Source organism: Pseudoalteromonas sp. OANN1, assembly GCF_024124685.1.
Taxonomy (GTDB): domain Bacteria; phylum Pseudomonadota; class Gammaproteobacteria; order Enterobacterales; family Alteromonadaceae; genus Pseudoalteromonas; species Pseudoalteromonas piscicida.
Genome location: NZ_JAMXSE010000032.1, coordinates 1 through 21086, shown reverse-complemented (window position 1 = coordinate 21086; position 21086 = coordinate 1). Strand labels below are relative to the sequence as shown.

17 protein-coding genes are annotated in these 21086 nt (G+C 44.4%); 5 read left to right on the top strand and 12 right to left on the bottom strand.

Going from position 1 to position 21086, the window contains the following annotated elements:
* Window positions 1-7 precede the first annotated feature (7 nt).
* Complete coding sequence (locus NH462_RS20785) at window positions 8-3577, bottom strand: M1 family aminopeptidase (protein WP_253107646.1); 3570 nt, start codon at window positions 3575-3577, stop codon at window positions 8-10.
* Window positions 3578-3588: 11 nt separating this feature from the next.
* Window positions 3589-4470 (bottom strand): ABC transporter ATP-binding protein, encoded by an 882-nt coding sequence (locus NH462_RS20780; RefSeq protein WP_010378221.1) that lies wholly within the window; start codon window positions 4468-4470, stop codon window positions 3589-3591.
* A 151-nt stretch (window positions 4471-4621) separates the two neighbouring features.
* On the opposite strand from NH462_RS20780, the gene NH462_RS20775 reads away from it, so the two are divergent.
* A complete protein-coding gene (locus NH462_RS20775; protein WP_253107645.1) occupies window positions 4622-5299 on the top strand; it encodes a nitroreductase family protein in 678 nt (225 codons plus the stop codon).
* A gap of 17 nt (window positions 5300-5316) precedes the next feature.
* Here NH462_RS20775 and NH462_RS20770 read toward each other — a convergent pair whose 3' ends face one another.
* From NH462_RS20770 to NH462_RS20760, 3 genes are read right to left on the bottom strand one after another with little or no spacing between them, the layout of a single operon-like run.
* Entirely contained in the window at window positions 5317-6363 is a 1047-nt protein-coding gene (locus NH462_RS20770; protein WP_253107644.1) for an efflux RND transporter periplasmic adaptor subunit, read from the bottom strand.
* A complete protein-coding gene (locus NH462_RS20765) occupies window positions 6353-9658 on the bottom strand; it encodes an efflux RND transporter permease subunit (protein WP_253107643.1) in 3306 nt (1101 codons plus the stop codon). The genes NH462_RS20770 and NH462_RS20765 overlap by 11 nt, the downstream gene beginning before the upstream one ends.
* Window positions 9659-9672: 14 nt before the next feature.
* Window positions 9673-9978 (bottom strand): metalloregulator ArsR/SmtB family transcription factor, encoded by a 306-nt coding sequence (locus NH462_RS20760; protein WP_017218369.1) that lies wholly within the window; start codon window positions 9976-9978, stop codon window positions 9673-9675.
* A gap of 329 nt (window positions 9979-10307) precedes the next feature.
* Between NH462_RS20760 and NH462_RS20755 the strand changes: the two genes are divergently transcribed.
* The gene (locus NH462_RS20755; protein ID WP_010378208.1) at window positions 10308-10460 is read left to right on the top strand and encodes a DUF2892 domain-containing protein; all 153 of its coding nucleotides are present in this window, start codon (window positions 10308-10310) and stop codon (window positions 10458-10460) included.
* Window positions 10461-10497: 37 nt separating this feature from the next.
* Complete coding sequence (locus NH462_RS20750; RefSeq protein WP_010378206.1) at window positions 10498-10842, top strand: rhodanese-like domain-containing protein; 345 nt, start codon at window positions 10498-10500, stop codon at window positions 10840-10842.
* 34 nt (window positions 10843-10876) lie between these two features.
* On the opposite strand, the gene NH462_RS20745 is transcribed toward NH462_RS20750, so the two are convergent.
* Both NH462_RS20745 and NH462_RS20740 read right to left on the bottom strand, forming a co-directional pair.
* Complete coding sequence (locus NH462_RS20745; RefSeq protein WP_010378204.1) at window positions 10877-11503, bottom strand: OmpA family protein; 627 nt, start codon at window positions 11501-11503, stop codon at window positions 10877-10879.
* Between the two features lie 83 nt (window positions 11504-11586).
* Window positions 11587-12378, bottom strand: a complete 792-nt coding sequence (locus NH462_RS20740; protein ID WP_253107642.1) for a transporter substrate-binding domain-containing protein — start codon at window positions 12376-12378, stop codon at window positions 11587-11589.
* 102 nt (window positions 12379-12480) lie between these two features.
* Here NH462_RS20740 and chrA point away from each other — a divergent pair, with 102 nt between their 5' ends.
* Window positions 12481-13611 (top strand): chromate efflux transporter, encoded by a 1131-nt coding sequence (gene chrA / locus NH462_RS20735; protein WP_010378199.1) that lies wholly within the window; start codon window positions 12481-12483, stop codon window positions 13609-13611.
* A 24-nt stretch (window positions 13612-13635) separates the two neighbouring features.
* Here chrA and NH462_RS20730 read toward each other — a convergent pair whose 3' ends face one another.
* The 4 genes from NH462_RS20730 to speA form a co-directional block, all read right to left on the bottom strand.
* A complete protein-coding gene (locus NH462_RS20730; RefSeq protein ID WP_010378197.1) occupies window positions 13636-14865 on the bottom strand; it encodes a mechanosensitive ion channel domain-containing protein in 1230 nt (409 codons plus the stop codon).
* Window positions 14862-15782 (bottom strand): acetyltransferase, encoded by a 921-nt coding sequence (locus NH462_RS20725; RefSeq protein WP_010378195.1) that lies wholly within the window; start codon window positions 15780-15782, stop codon window positions 14862-14864. Before NH462_RS20725 ends, NH462_RS20730 begins: the two co-directional genes overlap by 4 nt.
* 15 nt (window positions 15783-15797) lie before the next feature.
* On the bottom strand, window positions 15798-16673 hold the full coding sequence (locus NH462_RS20720; protein ID WP_010378193.1) for an acyltransferase: 876 nt from the start codon (window positions 16671-16673) through the stop codon (window positions 15798-15800).
* Window positions 16674-16783: 110 nt separating this feature from the next.
* The gene (speA, locus tag NH462_RS20715) at window positions 16784-18664 is read right to left on the bottom strand and encodes a biosynthetic arginine decarboxylase (RefSeq protein ID WP_253107641.1); all 1881 of its coding nucleotides are present in this window, start codon (window positions 18662-18664) and stop codon (window positions 16784-16786) included.
* A gap of 220 nt (window positions 18665-18884) precedes the next feature.
* Here speA and speE point away from each other — a divergent pair, with 220 nt between their 5' ends.
* Window positions 18885-19745 (top strand): polyamine aminopropyltransferase, encoded by an 861-nt coding sequence (gene speE, locus NH462_RS20710; protein ID WP_010378188.1) that lies wholly within the window; start codon window positions 18885-18887, stop codon window positions 19743-19745.
* A 220-nt stretch (window positions 19746-19965) separates the two neighbouring features.
* Here the strand turns inward: speE and NH462_RS20705 are convergent, their stop codons facing one another.
* Window positions 19966-20922, bottom strand: a complete 957-nt coding sequence (locus NH462_RS20705; RefSeq protein ID WP_253107640.1) for a glycerophosphodiester phosphodiesterase family protein — start codon at window positions 20920-20922, stop codon at window positions 19966-19968.
* Window positions 20923-21086: the final 164 nt, after the last annotated feature.

Here is a 21086-nt window from a genome sequence, read left to right as displayed (position 1 = left end):
GTATCGATTAGAGTGACTTGATGTTATCGGCGGTTTTCTTATCAATCAGTTTTACAAACGGATCAACTCCCGCAAATTTCGGTAACTCTGTTACTTTCAGCTCAATCTTATTTTCACCCGATGTGATCGCGTGTTTTTGTAGATATAACAGCGTTTCGTCACTTTGAATGTTGTTAGGATCGGCAGAGAATAAGGCTATATCAATCTCTTGATTAAGCGGAATTTCTTCTTCGTTACCTTCACCATCTGCATGTTTTTTCGCAGCCTCAACCGTTAAGGTCACTGTATGAAGTTCTCCCGCTTGCGTCGCTTCTTGCACTTCAACACCTGCAAGCTTAAGCTCATACAACGTAATCGCATTGAACTGATCTTCGATAAATACTTGTTCTTGCTCTGAAGCCCCCGCTTTTAAGTAAGTCAAAAAGTCGAGTGTTGTTGGATAGATATCAGTTCTAAAGCGATAGTCATTTAAGAAGCTTCTTAGTGCGCTATTGAGTCGCGTTTCTCCAAGTAAATCGTGCAGCGCCAACATCACAACAGAACCTTTATTGTAGTGAATGTACTGCTGACCGATTGTTCTGGATAACGCCCGCTCTTCATACGGATCAGAACCTCGTCCACTTAAATAGGTGTCTAGTTCATACTTCAAGAATTTACGGAGATTATGCTCGCCGTACTTTTCTTTCATCACCATAATGGCTGAATATTGCGACAACATTTCCGACAGGATATTTGACCCCTCCACATTAGCACCAATCACCTGATGCGCCCACCATTGGTGCGCCAGCTCATGTGACGTCACATAGTAAGGTACATTGATATTGTCTGGGTTACGGGTGTCCGTCAAAAAGCCAATATTTTCCGAGTAAGGCACTGTATTGGCAAAGCTTTGCGCAAAGTCTCGGTAACGAGGAAACTCAATAATACGCATTTGCTTATGTTGGTAAAGTCCAAACTCTCGCGTGAAATAATCAATAGAGTCTTTAGTCGACTGCAGCATAGTGTCGACATTCCAGGCATGATCTTTATGGTAGTAAACCTCGAGCGCAATGCCTTTATACTCTTCCTGTTTCACCTCAAGATCCATCGACAAGATGTTATAGAAGTGCAGCATTGGAGCATCCATTTCATAGACATAGGTCGTGCGGCCGTCTTTGCTGTGTTTCGATTGCAAATAGCCCGGCACCATCGCAACTTGCGATTCATCCGTCGTCACCGTTGCGGCGAATGTGACGAAATTTTCCGCAAATAATGGTTCATGATGATAGTGTGTTTCTTCAATCTTATTACCACGTTTTAGTGGTTCAAGGCCGCGCTGGCGACGCTCACTTTTGTCTTGAATTTGCTTATAGATGCTGTAACCAAATGTCGGGAACAAGGTCGTGTTATCGATGAAAGTACCATTGTTCACCAAGGTTTCATCATTGCCTCTATCTACAAAGCCAAGTGTTTGCCGTACAACTGACATCGTAATTTCACGCTGCTCACCCGGTGTCATTGGTTGTGAGAGCTCAAGCCAAGCATGCTTAAAGGTTTTATCCTCTTCACCAAGCGTAGCGCCAGCCATTTCAACTTGCCACTCTAATGTATGATCAGGTTTATTGACCAAGAAGCGAGTAATCTCTTTATCTGAGCGGTTTTCAACCAACAGCTTTACCTGCGCTTCAATACGACGTGTCTTTGGAAATACCTCAGCATTGAGCTGTACATCTAACGTGATTGGTACAGGGTCATCTCGATACTGGGCAAATTGTTGCTCATATTGCTCTGCGATATCTTCAGCTTCATCTTGCGTAATAAACTCATTGACCACTTGCGTGTTGTAGTAAATGTAACTACCACTACCCACGAAGATTAAAGCACCACAAGCCAATAACGCTTTACCAGCGTTACCTAACTGATAGCCCATCAGTGCAATACGTGCTTTCAGCGTTTGCCCCGCACCACGAGGCCAAAGTGCATAGCTTAGTGTCGCTAACATCATGCTAAAACCAAACCAGTACATATTGTACCAATGTGCCGCACTGAGGAAATGACCATAACCATTAATATCTGAGTACGGCACTGGGGAAGTTTCGCCTAAGTGATACATGTTGTGCTCAAAACCAAAGTTGGTCAGGACTATCGAAATAATGAAATAAACGACATATATTCCCATACCCATGTATTTGCTCGGACTCATCACCTGTATCAAAAATGCTAAGGTGGTTTGGAAAGCGAAACCTAACACATACAAATAACCCAAGCGCACAATATACTGGGCAAGATCTATCTGTGTCACACCCGACAATAGTTGATAGCTAATGGTTATCAAGCTACCAAATACACATAGCAGCGTCATCACCGCAACTAAGGCTATGTATTTAGAGCCCCAAAATACCCAGTTTGCAACAGGATAAGAGTCAACAATGTCTCCCATTCGCGAATCACGATCATGCCATACCAGCTCAGCGCTGTAGTACACCAACACAATGACCAATAATTGCCAGAAGCTGCCGTGGATAAGCTCTACCATTCTAAAGGTCACTGGCCATACTTCTGTGCCATACCAATTAAATGAACCAACCAATGCAGGTATTAAGGTTGCCACCGCCAAAATTAATAGCACTAAGAATGGATAGCTTTTAAGCACTTGCTTTACTTCAAAAGTGGTTCTGGTACAAAAGTGCACCCAACTACTACCTACGCTCGCTTTAAAATCAAAACGATTCAGCAATGCCGACGCTTGACTACCATCTTCTTTGGCTTTGCTCTTGGTTTTTTGTTTTTGCGGTAAATAATGAGAAGTATTTAAGGCTAAAGCACCTAAACTGAGCAGTGCAACTGACATCCAAATTAAGCGGTTATAGAGCAGTTCATCAACTAGGCTTATGACTGACGTATTGCGATCTGCAATGGTCCAATATTCTGATTGCGCCGAAATAGCTGATAGGCCAAACATGTCTAAATATGCAGCAATAGTACGGTATTCGATATCTGAAAAAATACTATTTGCCACAAGATAAGTCACAAACAAACCCACAGCAACCAAGTACATTGCTATCATGGTTCTAAATTTTTGCGCCACCAGCGCAAATAGGCTCGCCATAAAGAACAGTGAAGGGGCCGCGATGACAAATAGTGGCGTTAGGTAATAGCTGAGTTTATTAGGCCCGATCAGTTCGGTATCCAACCAACCGACTAACCCGCCGATACCAGAACCTACCCAGATCCCCACTAAACACATTGAAAATACCAACAAGGTGACAAGATATGCACCGAAAAATCGACCTAAACGATATTGAGCTAAGTGCAAAGGCTTACTCAAAATAAGCTCACTAAACTTACTTTGATCGTCTCTTATCACCGCACTACCAACAAAGTTAACCACCAAAAAGATGGAAAAAATGGTCATGATGGCAACGGTTTGCAAGATGGCATAGGGCGAGTTTACATTGACGTTACTGCCACCACCAATCTGTACCGAGTCCGAAACTGAGGCAAAAAAGGTGAGCAAAAATAGAATCAGAGAAGTCACATAAAAGGAAGGCTGACGGACAAAATACCGCAGCTCAAAACGCATCATTTTAAATAGCATCTGCCTACTCCTTACGCTGCTTGATTATTTCGATGAGTATGCAGAGTAGAAAAATAAACGTCCTCTAAATCGGCAGGTACCGCTTCAAACCCTTCAGGTGCTTGATCAGCAAATACGTTAAGTAAAGTCTGACCCGCGAATAAGCGCTTAGAAATAACCGGTAGGTTTTGCTCTACTTCTTTCGCTTCCGCAAGTGTGACCGACTTACGCCAGATTTTCCCCTGTAGCTGCTCAGTGAGTGCAATAGGATTACCTTCAAGTAAAATTTGTCCGCTCGCCAGCACGGCCATATTCGGACATAGCTCAGATACATCCTCCACGATATGCGTTGATAAGATAACCACTTTACTCTCACCTAAACCAACGAGTAGGTTGTGAAAACGATTACGTTCTTCTGGGTCTAATCCCGCAGTCGGTTCATCCACAATAAGTAAATCAGGATCGCCAAGTAATGCCTGGGCAATACCAAAACGTTGACGCATACCTCCGGAAAATCCGCTGACCGCATTTTTACGGTGATCATATAAGTTCGTTTGTGCGAGCAACCCGTCAACGGCTTCTTTACGCTCTTTTTTATTATTCAACCCTTTTAAAATTGCCATATGATCCAATAAATCATACGCACTAACACGTTGGTAAACACCGAAATCTTGCGGCAGATAGCCTAGACGAGCGCGGAGTGCCTTGGGCTCTTTTAAGACATTCACACCATCGAACTGTATGGTGCCAGCATCCGCTGACTGTAATGTGGCAATCGTGCGCATCAACGATGATTTTCCAGCGCCATTGGGTCCAAGTAAACCAAACATTCCCTTTGGAATAGTCAGGTTTACACCTCTCAAAGCATGAACACCATTATCATAGGTTTTTGAAAGTCCTGATATTTCGAGCATTTTTATTTCCTTTTCGGATTTTTATTATTGTCCTTTTTATAACATTTACCTAGGTTAGTGACAATTAACATAAACATATCAATTGCAAATAAAAGTAAACACTGAAACACTAAGAAACGTTCTTAGTTTACAAAACCCAAGGAAAACTAACATGCAAGATCACGCCAACCACCCACTGACGGATTTTATTGAATACCCTCACGAAGAAATGCTAAGTCGCGCGGAAGCATTCTTGGAAAACAGTAAGAGACGTCATAGTATCCGTGCTTTTAGCGACCGCCCAGTACCGCAAGAAATCATCGAAACCTGTATCAAAGCAGCGGGCACAGCCCCCAGTGGTGCAAATCATCAACCATGGCATTTCGTGGCGATTGGCAACGCAGAAAAGAAAAAGCAGATCCGAGCTGCAGCCGAGGACCTCGAGCGCTCGTTTTACCAAGGCCGTGCCGGAGATGAGTGGTTGGATGCGTTAAAACCTTTGGGCACAGATGCACAAAAACCCTACTTAGAACATGCACCTTGGCTTATCGCTATTTTTAGTCAGAAAAAAGGTGGGATCCACGCGGAAGACAAAAATACCAACTACTATGTCCATGAATCGGTTGGGATAGCTACTGGGTTTCTTATCCAAGCCCTGCATAATGCAGGACTAGCCACACTGACCCATACACCTAAACCGATGAGCTTTTTAAGCGAGTTGTGCGGTAGAGATAAAGATAACGAACGTCCTTATATGTTATTGATTGCGGGCTATCCCAGTGAAGATGCAACTATTCCAGAGCACGCAACAGTGAAAAAATCACTCGCCGAAATCGCTTCGTTTATTTAAAAGTTTGGATCAGCTAACTATCGCTGTACAGCTAGCTGATCGCCTTCGTGTAGGCCACTGATAACAATCGTTTTATTACCAGTCTCTTCGCCCAACCTGAGGTAGCGTTTGTGAAGCTGGCCACTTTCTATTACCTCAACCATCGCCAATTGACCATACTTGCTGATCATATTGGTAGGAATTTGGATAACCGCCTGCTCGCCAAGCACAAGTTCAACCAGCGCGTACATGCCAGGCACCACATTTTTCAGCAAAGGCATATCCAATTTAATCATCAAGCTGCGCGCTTGGCTGTCGGCAATTGGCACCATTTCCGACACTCGCGCGGTTTGGCTTATATCTAGCGCAGGTATGCGCACCTTAATCTCGCTTCCTAACTGAATATGCTTAACTTGGCTCTCGCGAATTGGCGCTTCAATCTGTAATTGTAATGGATTGAATAGCGATATAATGGCGCCACCGGGGCTAACCATGCTGCCCGGCTCTTGTAAACGCGCCACCACTTTACCCGAAATAGGGGCTGTGATTTGCGTGTAACCCAGCGCGACTTCAGCACTGCGATACGCTTCTTGCAATGCCTTATCTTGTGCTTGTAACTCGTTCACAGTGGCTTGCCATTCATCCACTTGGTTAATCGCGATAAGCCCTTTTTCATTAAGAGATTTGTTGCGTACTAATTGCTTAGTTGCTTGCTCTAGCTTGGCTGAATTCGCCGCTTGCTGCGCCGCCACTCTTTGCAGCTCAGCTTTAAGCTCGGCATCATCGAGTGTTGCTATCAGCTGTCCCGCAGTGACTTTATCACCGGCTCTGACGTTAAGCGTTTTAAGCTCCGCCAATAACCGACTGGACACTAACGTATTTTCTTTTGCGACCACACTCGCAGGCACTTGTTCAATCATCGCAATCAGCGACTTTTGAACGGTATAACGTGCTCCTTGATAAGCTGGAAGTTCGGACTTATTACCCGGAGCTAGCTTATTTTGGAATCCACCAGCAAGCCATACGACCATCAATAATAGGCAAAAAATAGCAAGAACAGGAATAAAGATTTTATTACGAGACATGAGAAGGCTCCTGAACTGATGAGGTATTAAGGGATTGATTAGATGTCGATGATTCTTTGAATACTAAGTAATAAACGATAGGCACGACTAACAGTGAAAATAACGTTGAAGCAATGATCCCGAAGATAATAGCAAGGGCGAGGCCACTAAAAACGGGATCTAAGATAATCACCAAGTTGCCTAATAACGTCGTACCTGCTGTAAGTAATACTGGTCGCATTCTTACACTTCCCGCCGCAATCAATGCGTCGATAAGTGCCATACCAGCCGCGCGAGACTGATTAATAAATTCCACCAAAATCAGAGAATTTCTCACCACAATTCCGGCCAGTGCTATCATCCCTATCATCGCGGTCGCTGTAAATAACACGGGCTCTGGCGCACCTGCAATCACACGCTCACCAAATTGATTGAGCAACCAAAAGCCCGGCATAATCCCTATCATGGTGAGGGGAATAGCCGACATAATGATAAGTGATAAGCTACTAGATGCCGTTTGTATCCGCAGGATGATAAATATCGCCACCAGTGCAAATGCAAATGCGATCCCCATATCCCTAAATACATCTATGGTAATACGCCACTCACCTTCGCCTTTAAAGGTATAGTGGGTTCCTTCTAACATCGACCAAATGACTCCACCGCCACTTTGTAGAAAGGTACGAGACGTCCAATTGCTCGGCGTTACCTGTTGGTTTTCATCCGCAACCACATCGGCAATCACCTCAGCTGGCGTGCGGCCATTTAGCTCCGCAAACACATAAATCACCTCTTGTAGGTCTTTTCGAAGGATCACGGGAGCCGTAGGGATAGATGTTAATTCGCCAAGTTCACCAATCGCCACAAGGGGCCTAGCAGCCTGCTCTAAGCCATATTCTTGAGTGGTTTTAGCCAACTCCTGACGACCACGAACTTGCATCGCCAATACGTTTTGCCACTGATTACGCTGCGCGTAACTCACACCTAACTCGATGGGCACCGTTGCGACCTCACCTTGAGTATATAAAAAGCCTGCTGACATGCCGCGGCTTGCAACTACTAGAGATTGATTAATATCCCCTGTGGCCACACCTGATAACGCGGCCTTTTGTTTATCAACCACAAACCGCTTTAACCATGTTGGCGAAGCCATTGAGGTGTCAACCTCAACCACATGTGGCTCCTGCCTTAAACGATGCGCTAACCTCTGGGCTGCTTGCTCTTGCGTATCACGAGCAACAAACGGATCTGCATAAACCTCTGCAACGAGTGTACTTAATACCGGAGGTCCAGGTGGCACTTCCACCACTTTTATTTGCGTCAAAGTTTGGTTAAAAGGCTGAAGCTTTTCACGCAGTCGCATGACGATGGCGTGAGATTGATGTTCGCGTTCACGCTTATCCACCAGTAAAACTCTAAGTTCGGCAAGATGCGTACCACTACGACGATAATAGCCTCGCACCATACCATTAAAATCCATACTGGAAGGCTTACCGACAAAAGCGGCGATGTCGGTCACTTCAGCTTCTGACCAAACGATTTGCTGTACTTGCCTCGTCATTGCGGCCGTTTGCTCAAGGCTGGTGCCCTCAGGCATATCTATCAGTACTTGGATTTCACTTTTATTGTCAAACGGCAGCAATTTCAGTGGTACGGCTCTAAAAATAGGGAGGCTCACACTCGCAACAAATAACCCTAACACGCCCCATAATAACCACTTGGCTTTGCGTGGGTTTTGTAAAATTGGCAGCATGATTTTGCTGTAGTACGAGTCTTGAGGCGCGACTTCACTTGTTTTTGAATCCGCTTTGAGTAACTTTTTAGACAGCCAAGGCGTCACTAAAAAAGCCACCAACGTCGAGGCAATGACACTAATGGGAACATTAAATGCCATGGGTGCCATATATGGGCCCATCATGCCAGTAATAAACGCCAATGGAATAAACGCCATGATGATAGTTAACGTTGACATCAAAAGCGCAGATTTGATCTCGACCATAGCAGCGACAATGTTATGATCTGTGTCAGCCGCCGCGCCGCGATGAATAAAACGGCTAATATTATCAATCCCAGTGATTGGGTCATCGACTAACAATCCCAGAGACAAAATAAGCGCAAACAAGGTGACCCGATTAATGGTGTAACCAAACGCAAAGTCCAACCCAAGTGTAATGCCATAGCAAATTGGCACAGCAAGACCAACCACAACGGCAGGCCGCCAACCTAAAAATACACCGACAAATACCACAACGGTAAATACCGAAAAGGCCAAGCTAGAGGTAAGATTATTGACTTTGTCATTGGCCGTCTCACCATAGTTTCTTAGTACTTTTACCGATACCTCAGCGGGAAGGATCTCATGTTGTAGCTGGGTTACAAGCGCTAAACTTTGCTCTGCAACCGTTACCGCATTACTTCCCTTTTGCTTCGCCACGCCAATCGTCACTAATGGTGTATCAGCCTGACTGTCGCTGCTTGCTAACCACTGATAGCTATCGGGTTCACTAGGACCATCAATAACCCGAGCAACTTCTTTTAAAACTATGGCACGGCCATTGATTACATTCACCGTGAGACCTTCAAGTGCTGACTTATTACGAAGGACATCACCAGATTCAAAGGCAATCGTGTTACTGCCTGCCGTCACTTGTCCCACTCGTGTCACTAGATTACTACTTTGGATAGCACCTAAAACATCCATAGGTGTTGTTTGATGTGCGGCAAGCGCAGCTAAGTTCAACTCCACCCTAAGTGCTCTCGTGCGCCCGGTAATAACCGAAACCTCGCTGGTGTCTGCGATGCTCTGTAACTGGATAGCTAGCTCTTGTGCAAAGCGCGTTAGCGCGTAGTCATCATATAGTTGCGGTTTTGAACTTGTCAGTCCGAGCATAAGAATCGGAACGTCATCGACTTCTATTGGACGGATCTGCCACTGAGTGACAATTCCCGGCATAGCATGCTGGTTGGCAAACAGCTTAGTGTAGGTGTTGAGAATGGCTTTCTCTCTGTCTTCACCCACATGGAACCTTAACGTGACAACCGTACCACCGGTTTGGGTCGTAGAATAGACGTGTTCAACGCCTGGAATTTGCAGCAGTAACTTTTCAAGTGGAGTGGTGACCAATCGTGCCACTTCTGGTGAGGCAGTATTTGGTACCGACACATGAATATCCAGCATAGGCACCACTATCTGTGGTTCTTCCTCTCTTGGTGTCATTTGCAATGCAAATAATCCAAGTACCACAGCGCACAAGAAGATAATCGTTGGCAAACTGCCTTGTAGAGCATACCGAATGACACCATCTAACTTTTGCATCTTAATCGTTCCTGTTACTCTGCACTTGAGGCGCAGAACAGCTGATATAAACTCTCGAGTAGTACAGCGACTCGGCTATCTTTAACATGATAATAAATCGTCGCCCCCTCACGCCTAGTCGCCACGATTTGTGCCTTTCTCATGCTGGCTAAATGTTGTGATAAGGCAGACTGCGCTAACGGCACCATTTCATTAAGCTGGCTAACACTGAGCTCTTGCTTTTGCAATGCACACAAAATCATCAAGCGATTTTTATTCGCCATAAGCTTTAACAAGGCTTCTGCCTGTTCGGCATTTTGCGCCATTTGCTGAAGATCCATGTTGACTCCCAAAAAATAAATGCGCTTAAAGTATAGACACAAACATTAGAAATGTCTAATATTAGAAATGTCTAATATTAAAGGTGACACTCATTATGACCTTACATCCTCGTTAACCTGAGGTTTGGATAAGAAATGGCTAATTCATTATTTTTAGTCAAAAAGGCTTTTCTTCTTGTCTAGCCAGCAAGATTTAGGGAAAACAAGGCGAATTTACGCACCAATAGCGAGCTATTGGAAGTGAATTCAACGCAGTTAGCGCTAAAACTGGCTGCTAGAAAGGCATTAATTATCCGAAGTTCAGGTTATTTAGATTAATCGCTGGTGTTATGTTTGCCATTTCTTTACTGCTCACACATTTTGTCAGCCCACATTGGGTTTGGTTTAGTGTGTTTATTTGTGTCAATTTAGTGCAGTCTGCTTTTACTAACTGGTGCCCTATGATCGTTATATTGAAGAAACTTGGCATTCAGGAAAGGTGAGTCATAATGAAACCGATAACCCAATAAGGAGCTATATATGCTGATATCTGCCCAAGATGTATTAAAGACAGTTAAGCCTAATCAACGCTGCATTGACGCGGTACAAGCAAAATCAGAGATTGCACAAAACAATGGTCTGGTTATCGACGTGAGAGAGCCGGCTGAACATAGTCAAAAAGCAGCCAACGGCGCGGTAAATATCCCAAGAGGACTGCTAGAATTTAAGCTTCCAGAGCTAGAAAAAGACGCAGACAGGCCAATTTATTTACACTGTGCTGCTGGTGGCCGTGCTATTTTTGCCGCAGAGCAACTAACACGTATCGGTTATACAAATGTCAGCGTAATTACCTGCAAAGCTGAAGTGGTGTGTGACACTTTATAAAAAAGGAGTGCTGTGCAGCACTCCTTGATTTTTCCTACGCGCGGTTTGGAATAATTTTAATTTCTACTCGGCGATTTTGTGCCTTACCTTGCTCGGTGCTATTGCTCGCGATTGGCTGAGACTCACCCATGCCCTCTGCGTACAAACGCGCAGGAAGTACCTGCTGCGATAATAAATACTGCTTTACGCTATTCGCGCGCTGTTCAGACAAAGTCTGATTGAAGCTCGCTGAACCAGTAGAGTCTGTATGCCCGACAATCGTTAAGAATGTCTTATCGTACTGCTGCATCACACGCGCGATGCCTTGAAGCGTATTGTAAAAGCCTGGGCTGATAGCTGACTTACCTGTCGCAAAGGTTATGTTTGATGGCAACACTAAGCGCATTTGGTCACCCTCACGAACAACCTCAACCCCCGTGCCCGCGAGCTCTTGGTTAAAAGCGGCTTCCTGCTTGTCCATATAGTTACCAATTGCGGCACCTGCAATTGCACCAACCGCAGCACCAATGGCAAGACGCTTATCTTTGTGGTTACCAGTAGCCTTACCTAACACCGCGCCGGTTGCAGCACCAATCGCCGCACCTTTACCTGTGTTATTCATTTCACATCCAGACAAAGCAACCACAACGGCTGCACCAATTAACATATTTCTTGCAATCATCTTCCCACCTGAGTTCGTTTCAACTTGATTGTCTATATTGTTGCAATAAACAATTAACTCTGGCTGAAGCCTTGCCGGTTTTTTTAAGGATGAGCAGGGACTAAGTCGCTTATATGCTCAGAAACTGGTGGCAGTTTATATTTTGCAACCACAGCATCAAGCTGCTTTCTCTCAGCCAATTGCTTCATCGTTAAACGAATGGTTTGCGCAAGCTCGGTGCCGCTGAAGCGTTTGCTCATTGCCATATGGCCATAAATCGGCTGAGCGTGGTGATAGGAGACTTTTTTCAACTTTTCAATGGGCTGACCAAGCACTTCCATCGCCACCTCAGCGGTGTCTTCAACTGCGATCACAAGGTCAACACGTCCTTTAAGCAATAAATCAAACGCCACTTGCTCACTAAACACAGGGACTTTATTGAGTTGACGGTCTTCATCAAAGCGAGGGTAAAAAACGCCGCCACGCATCACTGCAATCCGCTTGGTATAAAGATCCGTATATTGCTCCACCCGAATATCGCTGTCTTGCTTAGCGTAAAACACGAACGAAGATGTCAGCGCCATGTAGGCGGGTTCGACAAAGTCGATTAACTTTTCTCGTTGCGGCGTACGGATCAAACCACCCATGACGTCTACCTCACCTTGCGCTATCATCCGCATACAGCGTGAGAAAGGACAGGGAACGGCATTTATTTGATAATCAACACCAGCTTGAGCCTGTACTGTTGCCAATATATCTAAGATTAAACCTTGCACTTCACCACTGTCTTCAATAATGCTATATGGTGGCGCGTGATCAACAGCGACATTAATTTGCTGAGCAAAACAAGAGAAGTTCGCCAACAAAAAAAGTAAACACGGCGATAAAAAAGTCATTCGCATAATACTTATCCAACTGAGGCGCACTCGCGCCAAAAGTCATAAATATGTCATATAAAATTGTGAAGATATAAGGTTAACAATATCACAAGGTACACTATGTTTCTGAAAATATTTTACCAGTTTTTGTTATTAGGATGTACGAGCTTTGGGGGGCCTGCGGCTCATCTTGGATTCTTTAAAAAACACTTTGTCGATAACTTAAAATGGCTGAGTAACGAGCGCTATGCCAGTATGATCAGTCTGTCACAAATACTGCCAGGACCAGGTTCTAGCCAAGTAGGATTCGCGATTGGTTTAGAAAAAGCTGGAATACTAGGAGGGATCGCCGCCTTCTTAGGGTTTACGCTACCGTCTTTTTTGCTCATGGTCATGCTGGCATTAACCGCTGAGCAGCTTTCGGGCACTGCGTTGAATGTCATCGATGGGTTGAAATTGTTTGCTGTTGTCATCGTTGCCGATGCGGTAATGAGTATGGCGAAAAGCTTTTGTAAAACCACAGCACTCAAATTCGTCGCATTCTTCGCCACATTCACGCTGTTGATGCTGCCGAATTTAAGCGCGCAATTGGGTGTACTTATGGTGCTTGTCGTCGCGGGTTACTTTTACTCATTCAGCAATGCGCCAAGTAAACCGAGTCAATCAAAAAGCCAAATCAATTGGTCTGTATTTGCGCTATTTATTGGCCTATTTACGTTAACCTTTGCCGCGCTACCAAATCAACTATTTGCCGAGTTTTATCAAGCAGGTTCCTTGGTTTTTGGCGGCGGTCATGTCGTGCTACCGCTACTACAAACCAGTGTAGAGGGAGTCGCGCAAGAAACCTTCTTAACGGCTTATGCTGCCGCGCAAGCCATTCCAGGGCCGATGTTTACCATCGCAAGCTTTTTAGGCGCCGTTGTCGACAATACCCATCCCATTTTGGGCGCAGCAATTGCAACGCTCGCTATTTTCTTGCCGGGCCTACTGTTAATGTGGGCGTTTAACCAACAGTGGCAATCACTTATTGCATTGCCAAGGTTTGCCAGCATTAGCGCGGCCTTAAATGCCGGTGTTGTGGGGATTTTAGCCGCTGCGTTTTATCAACCAATTTGGCTTTCTGCGGTGCATAGCTTGCTCGATATCATCGCGGTGATATTAGGCTTTGTAGCACTTAAATGGTTAAAGCCCGCGATATGGCAGTTGCTTATCGCCTTTATGGTGTTTGGGGTTATCGCTGGAAGTGTATAGGCCACCTTTCAGTGGCCTGGCTGATTATTCTGAAGTTGCGTCAGGTTTGCTACCGGCGCGCACCTTCACGCGGTGTGCACCGAAGTAATCACTCACACTTTGGTATGGACGTAACCCAAATGCAGGCATTACGCTTAGCATGTAGTCCAGAATATCGGCTTGTAGGTGCTCATAAAACACCCAGCGCTTATCGCGACTAAAACAGTAAAACTCTAGAGGCAAACCATGTTGCGTGGGGGCAAGTTCCCTGACCATACATAAACAATCTTGATTGATGGCATCATGCTGCTTCAAGTAGGCCTCTGCATAGCGTCTAAATAAGCCTAAGTTGGTGATATCGCTTGGTACATCTTCAAGCTTTTCCAGCAGTGGATACTGCTCGGTTAGCAACGCTTGCTTTTGCTCAGGCAACGGCTCAATGCTAGTAAAATCAATGTGAATAGCGCGTTTGATACGGCGTCCTGCTGACTCTTGCATGGCACGCCAGTTTTTAAATGAATCAGAGATCAGCATATAGGTTGGTATGGTGGTGACGGTGTTATCCCAGTTACGTACCCTAACGGTATTTAAACCCAGATCAATCACCTCGCCATCTGCACCAAATGCGTCAACTTGGATCCAGTCGCCAGTGGTTACCAGTCGATTGGCTGCTATTTGGATACTCGCAACCAATCCCAAAATCGTATCTTTAAATACCAAAATAATGACTGCCGCGATAGCACCAAAACCGGAAAGAATATAAGTTGGTGATTTATCTACCAAGATACTGACCACCAATATAGAACAAACTATAAATATCAGTAGCTTAATTACCTGAATAATCCCTTGGATCGGCACTTCTTTGGCGAATGGAAAGAGGTTATAAACGCCATTACCTAAATTGACTAAACTACTAAATAAAAATCCAGATGCCACCACCAACATGACATACACCAGTGTTTCCAGCACGATAAACACCCAAGCAGGCGCGACAAATAGACGCTCGTGGTAGGCGGAAAAGACCAGTAAACACAATACAAAGGCAAAGCGGCCGCTAAATTTACTTAACTGAGGGGCAAGGTGACCAATTTTACGCGGTGAAATATGGCGCGCGAGGTTTTCAACATTGGGTAGCACTAAACGGCGGATCACCCAATATAAAAACAATAACCCAACAACCGCGACACCATTGGTAAATAAAGCACTGATCACAGTGCCTTGCGGTAACTCTTTTAACCACGGTTGAACGACGTCATGAAGGTGATCAAACTTCATAGCTGTTTTAGCTCCTCATTGAGCGTGTCATTTGGCTCAGTCGAATGCAGCCAATGCGCTTCGAGTTGGCAATCTTTGCGTTGCCAAACTTCATTCATAAAAGATTGAAACTGTACACGATAAACTTTATCGGCTTGATAGTTACCAAGCGGCACTTTTTCCATCGCGATGTAGTCTATTTTTACATCAATTGCGTCCAAGCGTCCAAGCGTAAATGCACGGCAAATATGCTCACCTTCTAACTCATAAGCCAAAGTCGCGTTGAGCATGCCGTCAAGTTGCTCAGATAACACTTCTAGGGCAAACGCTACACCACCCGCCTTTGGTTTGAGCAGATGCTTGAACGGGCTATTTTGATGCGCATGTTTGGCTTTAGTATGACGAGTACCTTCCACAAAATTAATTACCGTTGTGGGATGATCACGAAAATTGCGACAACTGGCTTTGGTACGCTCTACATCCATCCCTTTAAGCTTAGGGTTTTTGGCGATCTGCGCTTTACTCGCACGTTTCATAAATGGCATGCCCATTGCCCATGCACCGGTGCCAATAAAAGGCACGTATTTCAATTCATCTTTTAGAAAAAATTTAGGTGCAGGTAGTACCTCCATGGCACTAAGCACAACGATATCAAGCCAGCTAAGGTGATTGGAAATTAACAAATACCACCCTTGAGCGTGTAATTCTTTTGGCAAGCTCACTTGGATTTTGTCGCACGCGATGCGCAAACCAAGGTAATTGCCTTTACACCACATACCGTAAAAAAAGTGCAGTGCTGTAGAGATAAACTTAACTGGCACAAGCAATTTTATGATGCCAAACAATAGCACCAATAAACCACACACAAAGGTATTCACCAGCAGCCACACACTGGCCGATAGTCCGAGAAACCACTTAGGTAGTATTTGTTTTAACATCACAACATCCTTCTACTACTTTTTATCGGCAAGCTCCACAAGTTGTGCGTCTTTAGCTTGCCACAAGGCGTTTAATTCGGATTGGAAACGCACTCTAAATTCGGGATCGTTCGTGTAGTCGCCGACCAAGTTTGCACTGACCGGCATTACTTCCACCTGAACATCTACTGACTTCACTTTACCAGCGATAAAGTCTGCAAAAGTTGGTACACCACCGGGATAATGTATGGTGACATTCACCACTTTGCTGATTTGCTCACCCATGGCCTGCATCACAAATGCGATGCCTCCCGCTTTTGGTTTAAGCAGGTGTGTAAATGGGCTTTTTTGCTTACTATGCTTGGACTCAGTGTAACGCGTACCTTCAACGAAGTTTACAATACTCACTGGCATTGTTTTAAACTTTTCGCATGCTTTTCGCGTCGTTTCTATGTCTTTACCACGCAATTTAGGGTTTTTCTTTAATTGCGACTTGCTAGTTCGCGTCATAAAAGGAAAATCGAGCGCCCACCAAGCAAGACCTAGCACGGGTACGTAAAGCAGCTCTTTTTTCAAAAAGAAATTCAGAAACGGGATTTTGCCATGAAGCACTCGCTGCAACACTAAGATATCCACCCAACTTTGGTGATTGGCGATAACCAAGTACCAGTCTTTGCGTTTTAGCTCATCCAATCCGCTCACATTGAGCGTATACGGCGCAATGAGGTTTTGGCTCACAGAATTACACGCGACCCAGTTGCTTGCGCATGCTTTAGCAATATAGCTCATGGCTTTTTGCAATGGTGGGATGGGCAGTAGCTTAATCAAGCCACAAATAAAGATCGGTATAAACCAAAATATAGTGTTAACGGCGTACAGCAAGATGCTGATCACTTTACGAATAAACGACATTCATTCCCTCATCGTGTTTTACGGCAGAGCTGTATCATACCTTGAAAATCACACACAATTAAGCCGACCAGTTGGTCGGCTATAATTTATTCCATTTCACTATTTGAAAATCAATCTTCGAAGTAAGTATAACCTTCAAGTCCGGCGTTTAACTCTTGTAGATACTGAGCTTTAATTGACTCTGGCAACGACAAGGCCGCGACTTGCTGTGCATAGTTCTCAGATAACACCGCTTTGTCATAATGAACAAAGCGCAGTACATCTTCAACACTGTCGCCCTTGATTGCATTAGTGAGTTTATAACCCTCATCACAAAGCTCAACGTGTACTGAGTCTGTGTCACCAAATAAGTTATGTAAATCACCCAATATTTCTTGATAGGCCCCCACCAAGAACATCGCAACGTGATATTGCTCTCCCGGCACATACTCAGGAATGGGTAAACTTGACTCAATACCCGCCCCCTCAACATAACTGTTGATTTGACCATCAGAATCACAGGTAATGTCCTGAATAATCGCCCTTTGCGTCAACGGTTGATTGAGCTTGTCGATAGGCATCACCGGAAATAGCTGGTCAATACCCCACACATCCGGCAGTGATTGGAACAACGAGAAGTTCACAAACAGTTTATCAGCCAGCTTTTCATTGAGGTCGTCTAATACTTCTCGGTGTGCTCTCGCATTCTCATTTAAGCACTCACGCACTTTATGAAGTGTCGTGAAGTAAAGCTGCTCAAGCTGCGCCCACTCTTGCATGCTGATCAAACCATGCACGTATTGGTCGTGTGCATCGCTGAACAAGTGCATAGCGTCATGATAAGTTTCTAAAGCCATGCGAGGGGTTAGTTGTGACAACGAATGCCATAACTCTTGCAAAACCAATGGGCTGGTATCTTGTGGTTGCACCGGTTCGGCTTGATTTGGCGCTTTTTCTACGTCGATCACATCCGTGATAAGCATCGCGTGATGGGCAGTTAATGCTCGGCCAGATTCAGTAATAATATCTGGATGCGGAATGCTATTGAGCTCCGCAATATCATGAAAAGCATGCACCACATTTTTCGCGTATTCCGCCACCGTATAATTCATAGAGCATGAACTACGAGAACCTGAACCTTCATAGTCCACTCCGAGGCCACCGCCAACATCAACGATACGCAGCGGAACACCTAGTTGGTATAGCTCAGCATAGTGACGCGCACACTCTTTAAGCGCACGTTGGATATCACGAATATTGGCAACTTGCGAGCCGATATGGAAGTGTACTAACTGCATTAAGTGCAAACGATTATGCGACTTAAGTAGCTCAACCGCTTGCAGCACTTGGCTAGCAGTAAGACCAAACTTGCCTTTTTCACCACCGGTATTTTGCCACTTGCCCTTACCAACTGAATTAAGACGAATACGAATACCAATTGACGGTTCAATGCCTAAATCGTCGATTTCCTGTAATAAGGTATCCAGTTCAGAGAGCTTTTCAACAACTATGTTTACTTGATGACCCATCGCTTGACCAATGCAAGCTAGGCGCAAGAACTCACTGTCTTTGTAGCCGTTACAGACAATCGTAATAGGTTGGTGTGCCACACCCAAAATTGCCATCAGCTCAGGCTTAGAGCCGGCTTCAAGACCAACAAGACCACTTGGATGCGCTAATAACTTACTGACAACCGAGCGCTGCTGATTCACTTTTATTGGGTAAACACAAGTGTACTGGCCTTGGTAATCACGTTGAGTTCGTGCAGCAGTAAATGCTTGAGTCAAGGTATCGACACGATGTTTTAAAATGTCGGTAAAACGTACCAAAACCGGCAAAGTTAGCCCCTGCGCTTTAAATTGCTCAGTTAACTCTGGAAGAAGAATTGGTGGCTTAGTGCGATCACCATCAGGAAACGCCACTAACTGGCCTTGTTCATTGATATCAAAATAGCCGTCACTCCAGTGGGTAACGTTATAGATAGAACGTGCTGTTTGCAGACCCCAAGTCATTGCTGCTCTCAATTAATTCTTTATAAAGCTTCATTCTAATACGCGAGGCTAGTCAATGCGACCTAAAGTTGCGTTTTCATTAGCTTACAAACCTTATAAATAGCCCATGCTTGATTAGGACTAATATGAGGCAAAGTACAAAATGTTGACTAAAATTGATTGAGCAAAGGCGCAAGCACTGGCAAAATTGCCTTAATTTTTATCAAGTGTGAACACAATCATGGCAAACTTAGAAGCAAACCGTTGGTTTACAGAAATTAGCGACCGCGATGGCAGCGCTTTTTCACTTAGAGTCAACAAAAAATTAGACGAAATCCAATCACCATTTCAAAAAGTAGAAATGTTTGAAACGACGGATTTTGGTAACCTGATGATCATTGACGGTTGCACTATGGTGAGCACGCGTGAAAACTTTTTCTATCACGAAATGATGAGTCACCCGGCGCTATTCTCGCACCCTGCACCTAAAAATGTTGTGATCATTGGCGGCGGCGACTGTGGCACATTGCGTGAAGTATTAAAGCACCCTGGCGTTGAAAAAGTAACTCAGATTGATATCGACGAAGTTGTGACGCAAATGTCTTTGAAATACTTCCCTGAGCTTTGTGAGTCTAACAACGATCCTCGCGCAACTGTAATGTTTGATGATGGCATCAAATATATGCGTGAAGCCGAAGCAGAGTCTATCGACGTTATCATCGTTGATGGCACCGATCCTGTTGGCCCTGGTGAAGGTTTATTCAACCACGCATTCTACAAGAGCTGTTTAGCAGCGCTTCGCACTGGCGGTATCATGATCCAGCAGAGTGAATCACCACTGATGCACATGCCGTTGCTATTAGAAATGCGCGATGCAATGTTGGAAGTAGGCTTTGTTGATCTGCAAACCCTGCCTTTCCCACAGCCAATCTACCCAAGCGGTCTGTGGTCAGCAACGATGGCGCGTAAAGATCAAAAGTTTGCCGGATTCCGCGAGCAAGACGTTGATAACGCAACATTTGATACTGAGTACTACAACACAGGTATTCATAAGGGTGCATTAGCAACACCTAACTTTATGAAGCGTGCTTTCGAAAAGTAGGCCGAATCAAAATATAAACTTAATTGTTAAAGTGTGGTAGCTCATACCTGACTCTACAGCCTTGATGACTAGGTTAATATTTCACCTACCCTGAAGTTATGAGCGAACAACAGACGTTCGCTCTAGCTCGCACGGACAGAAACGTTTTAGGCCGTCGGGCGTATTAGGCGAATTTCGCATAAAAATTTCTATGGGCTAACGCCCGCGCAATAAGCGCGAGCTAGCGAGCGTCCTGATTGACGCGTTTGTTAGCTTGTGTTGCACGAATAAAATCAAGATCACTAGTGATAACTCCAATACCCGATGCGACAACGTCATCGTAGGATTGGGTGATCGATTTATGTCGAGACCATAGATAAACATCCGAACCATGGCTCTGTAATCTTGATGCTAGGCGTTCAGGATAGCCCCAAAAATATTTTGTCATCGAGGGAGGTATAAAAAGAATGGTGTTCCTGCAGGAATCAGGAACTAATCCCGCCCATCCAACTAAAAGATAATCTATTCCGCAACTCTTTACACTACCAACACTTGCTAACCGTAAAGATGAATCCTTGTTTCGAAACCACTCCATACCTTTTGAAGAGGTAATTACAACATGGCTAGATTTTTTTCCAGATAGATACTCATATAGAGTTTCGAATGAACGTATGTCGTTATCCTTTAGGTTTAACCAAAACTCATGCTTTGGATACCGTTTATAAAACGCCTCTAACTTAGAAATCCCAAAACCTTTTCCTCTAAATGGGAATGTCGCACCATCATCAAACGTATATCCATATCCTGCATCAATACTTTTCAACTGCTCAAATGATGTTTTATGTATCGGCCCAGACCCGTTTGTAGCACAATCTAACGTCCAGTCATGAAAAACAACCAGTTGATCATCACGAGTCCTGTGAACATTTAGATGAATTACGTTCGCTCCGGCTGCAACGGAAGAAGCTACAGCTTCTAGTGTGTTCTCAACAGAATTGATGTTTGATGCTTTTATTGAAAGGGCGGTACAGCCAGTTTTCTTTAGTTTTTCATAATTAACCGCGCTTCCGCCTCCTCGATAGGCCACGATCTCGCCATGTCGCTGTAGGTCAGGAACGAACACATAAGCGTTAACAACTCCTAGTATGATTATGCAAGACAGTGCGATCAAAAACGTCTTAACTATTTTTATAAACATTTATTACCTGAATCCTTGATAGATGGTCGATAAAAGCTAACGAGCCTGTAGAATAACTCGTTTCAAATTTGTTTTTGTAATCAACAAACGATAACTGAGTTCCTATTTTAATTCAATCGTTTAGTTGGGTGTGAGTTGTTATTTTAGGGCGTTTTTTTAAGCTG

Coding starts and splice junctions, on each gene's coding strand:
- NH462_RS20745 (WP_010378204.1), bottom strand. CDS start 11,503: ATGATTGCAAGAAATATGTTAATTGGTGCAGCCGTTGTGGTTGCTTTG.
- NH462_RS20780 (WP_010378221.1), bottom strand. CDS start 4,470: ATGCTCGAAATATCAGGACTTTCAAAAACCTATGATAATGGTGTTCAT.
- speE (WP_010378188.1), top strand. CDS start 18,885: ATGGCAAACTTAGAAGCAAACCGTTGGTTTACAGAAATTAGCGACCGC.
- NH462_RS20770 (WP_253107644.1), bottom strand. CDS start 6,363: ATGTCTCGTAATAAAATCTTTATTCCTGTTCTTGCTATTTTTTGCCTA.
- NH462_RS20760 (WP_017218369.1), bottom strand. CDS start 9,978: ATGGATCTTCAGCAAATGGCGCAAAATGCCGAACAGGCAGAAGCCTTG.
- NH462_RS20725 (WP_010378195.1), bottom strand. CDS start 15,782: ATGTTAAAACAAATACTACCTAAGTGGTTTCTCGGACTATCGGCCAGT.
- NH462_RS20785 (WP_253107646.1), bottom strand. CDS start 3,577: ATGCTATTTAAAATGATGCGTTTTGAGCTGCGGTATTTTGTCCGTCAG.
- NH462_RS20755 (WP_010378208.1), top strand. CDS start 10,308: ATGTTTGCCATTTCTTTACTGCTCACACATTTTGTCAGCCCACATTGG.
- NH462_RS20750 (WP_010378206.1), top strand. CDS start 10,498: ATGCTGATATCTGCCCAAGATGTATTAAAGACAGTTAAGCCTAATCAA.
- NH462_RS20775 (WP_253107645.1), top strand. CDS start 4,622: ATGCAAGATCACGCCAACCACCCACTGACGGATTTTATTGAATACCCT.
- NH462_RS20720 (WP_010378193.1), bottom strand. CDS start 16,673: ATGTCGTTTATTCGTAAAGTGATCAGCATCTTGCTGTACGCCGTTAAC.
- NH462_RS20730 (WP_010378197.1), bottom strand. CDS start 14,865: ATGAAGTTTGATCACCTTCATGACGTCGTTCAACCGTGGTTAAAAGAG.
- NH462_RS20765 (WP_253107643.1), bottom strand. CDS start 9,658: ATGCAAAAGTTAGATGGTGTCATTCGGTATGCTCTACAAGGCAGTTTG.
- NH462_RS20740 (WP_253107642.1), bottom strand. CDS start 12,378: ATGACTTTTTTATCGCCGTGTTTACTTTTTTTGTTGGCGAACTTCTCT.
- chrA (WP_010378199.1), top strand. CDS start 12,481: ATGTTTCTGAAAATATTTTACCAGTTTTTGTTATTAGGATGTACGAGC.
- speA (WP_253107641.1), bottom strand. CDS start 18,664: ATGACTTGGGGTCTGCAAACAGCACGTTCTATCTATAACGTTACCCAC.
- NH462_RS20705 (WP_253107640.1), bottom strand. CDS start 20,922: ATGTTTATAAAAATAGTTAAGACGTTTTTGATCGCACTGTCTTGCATA.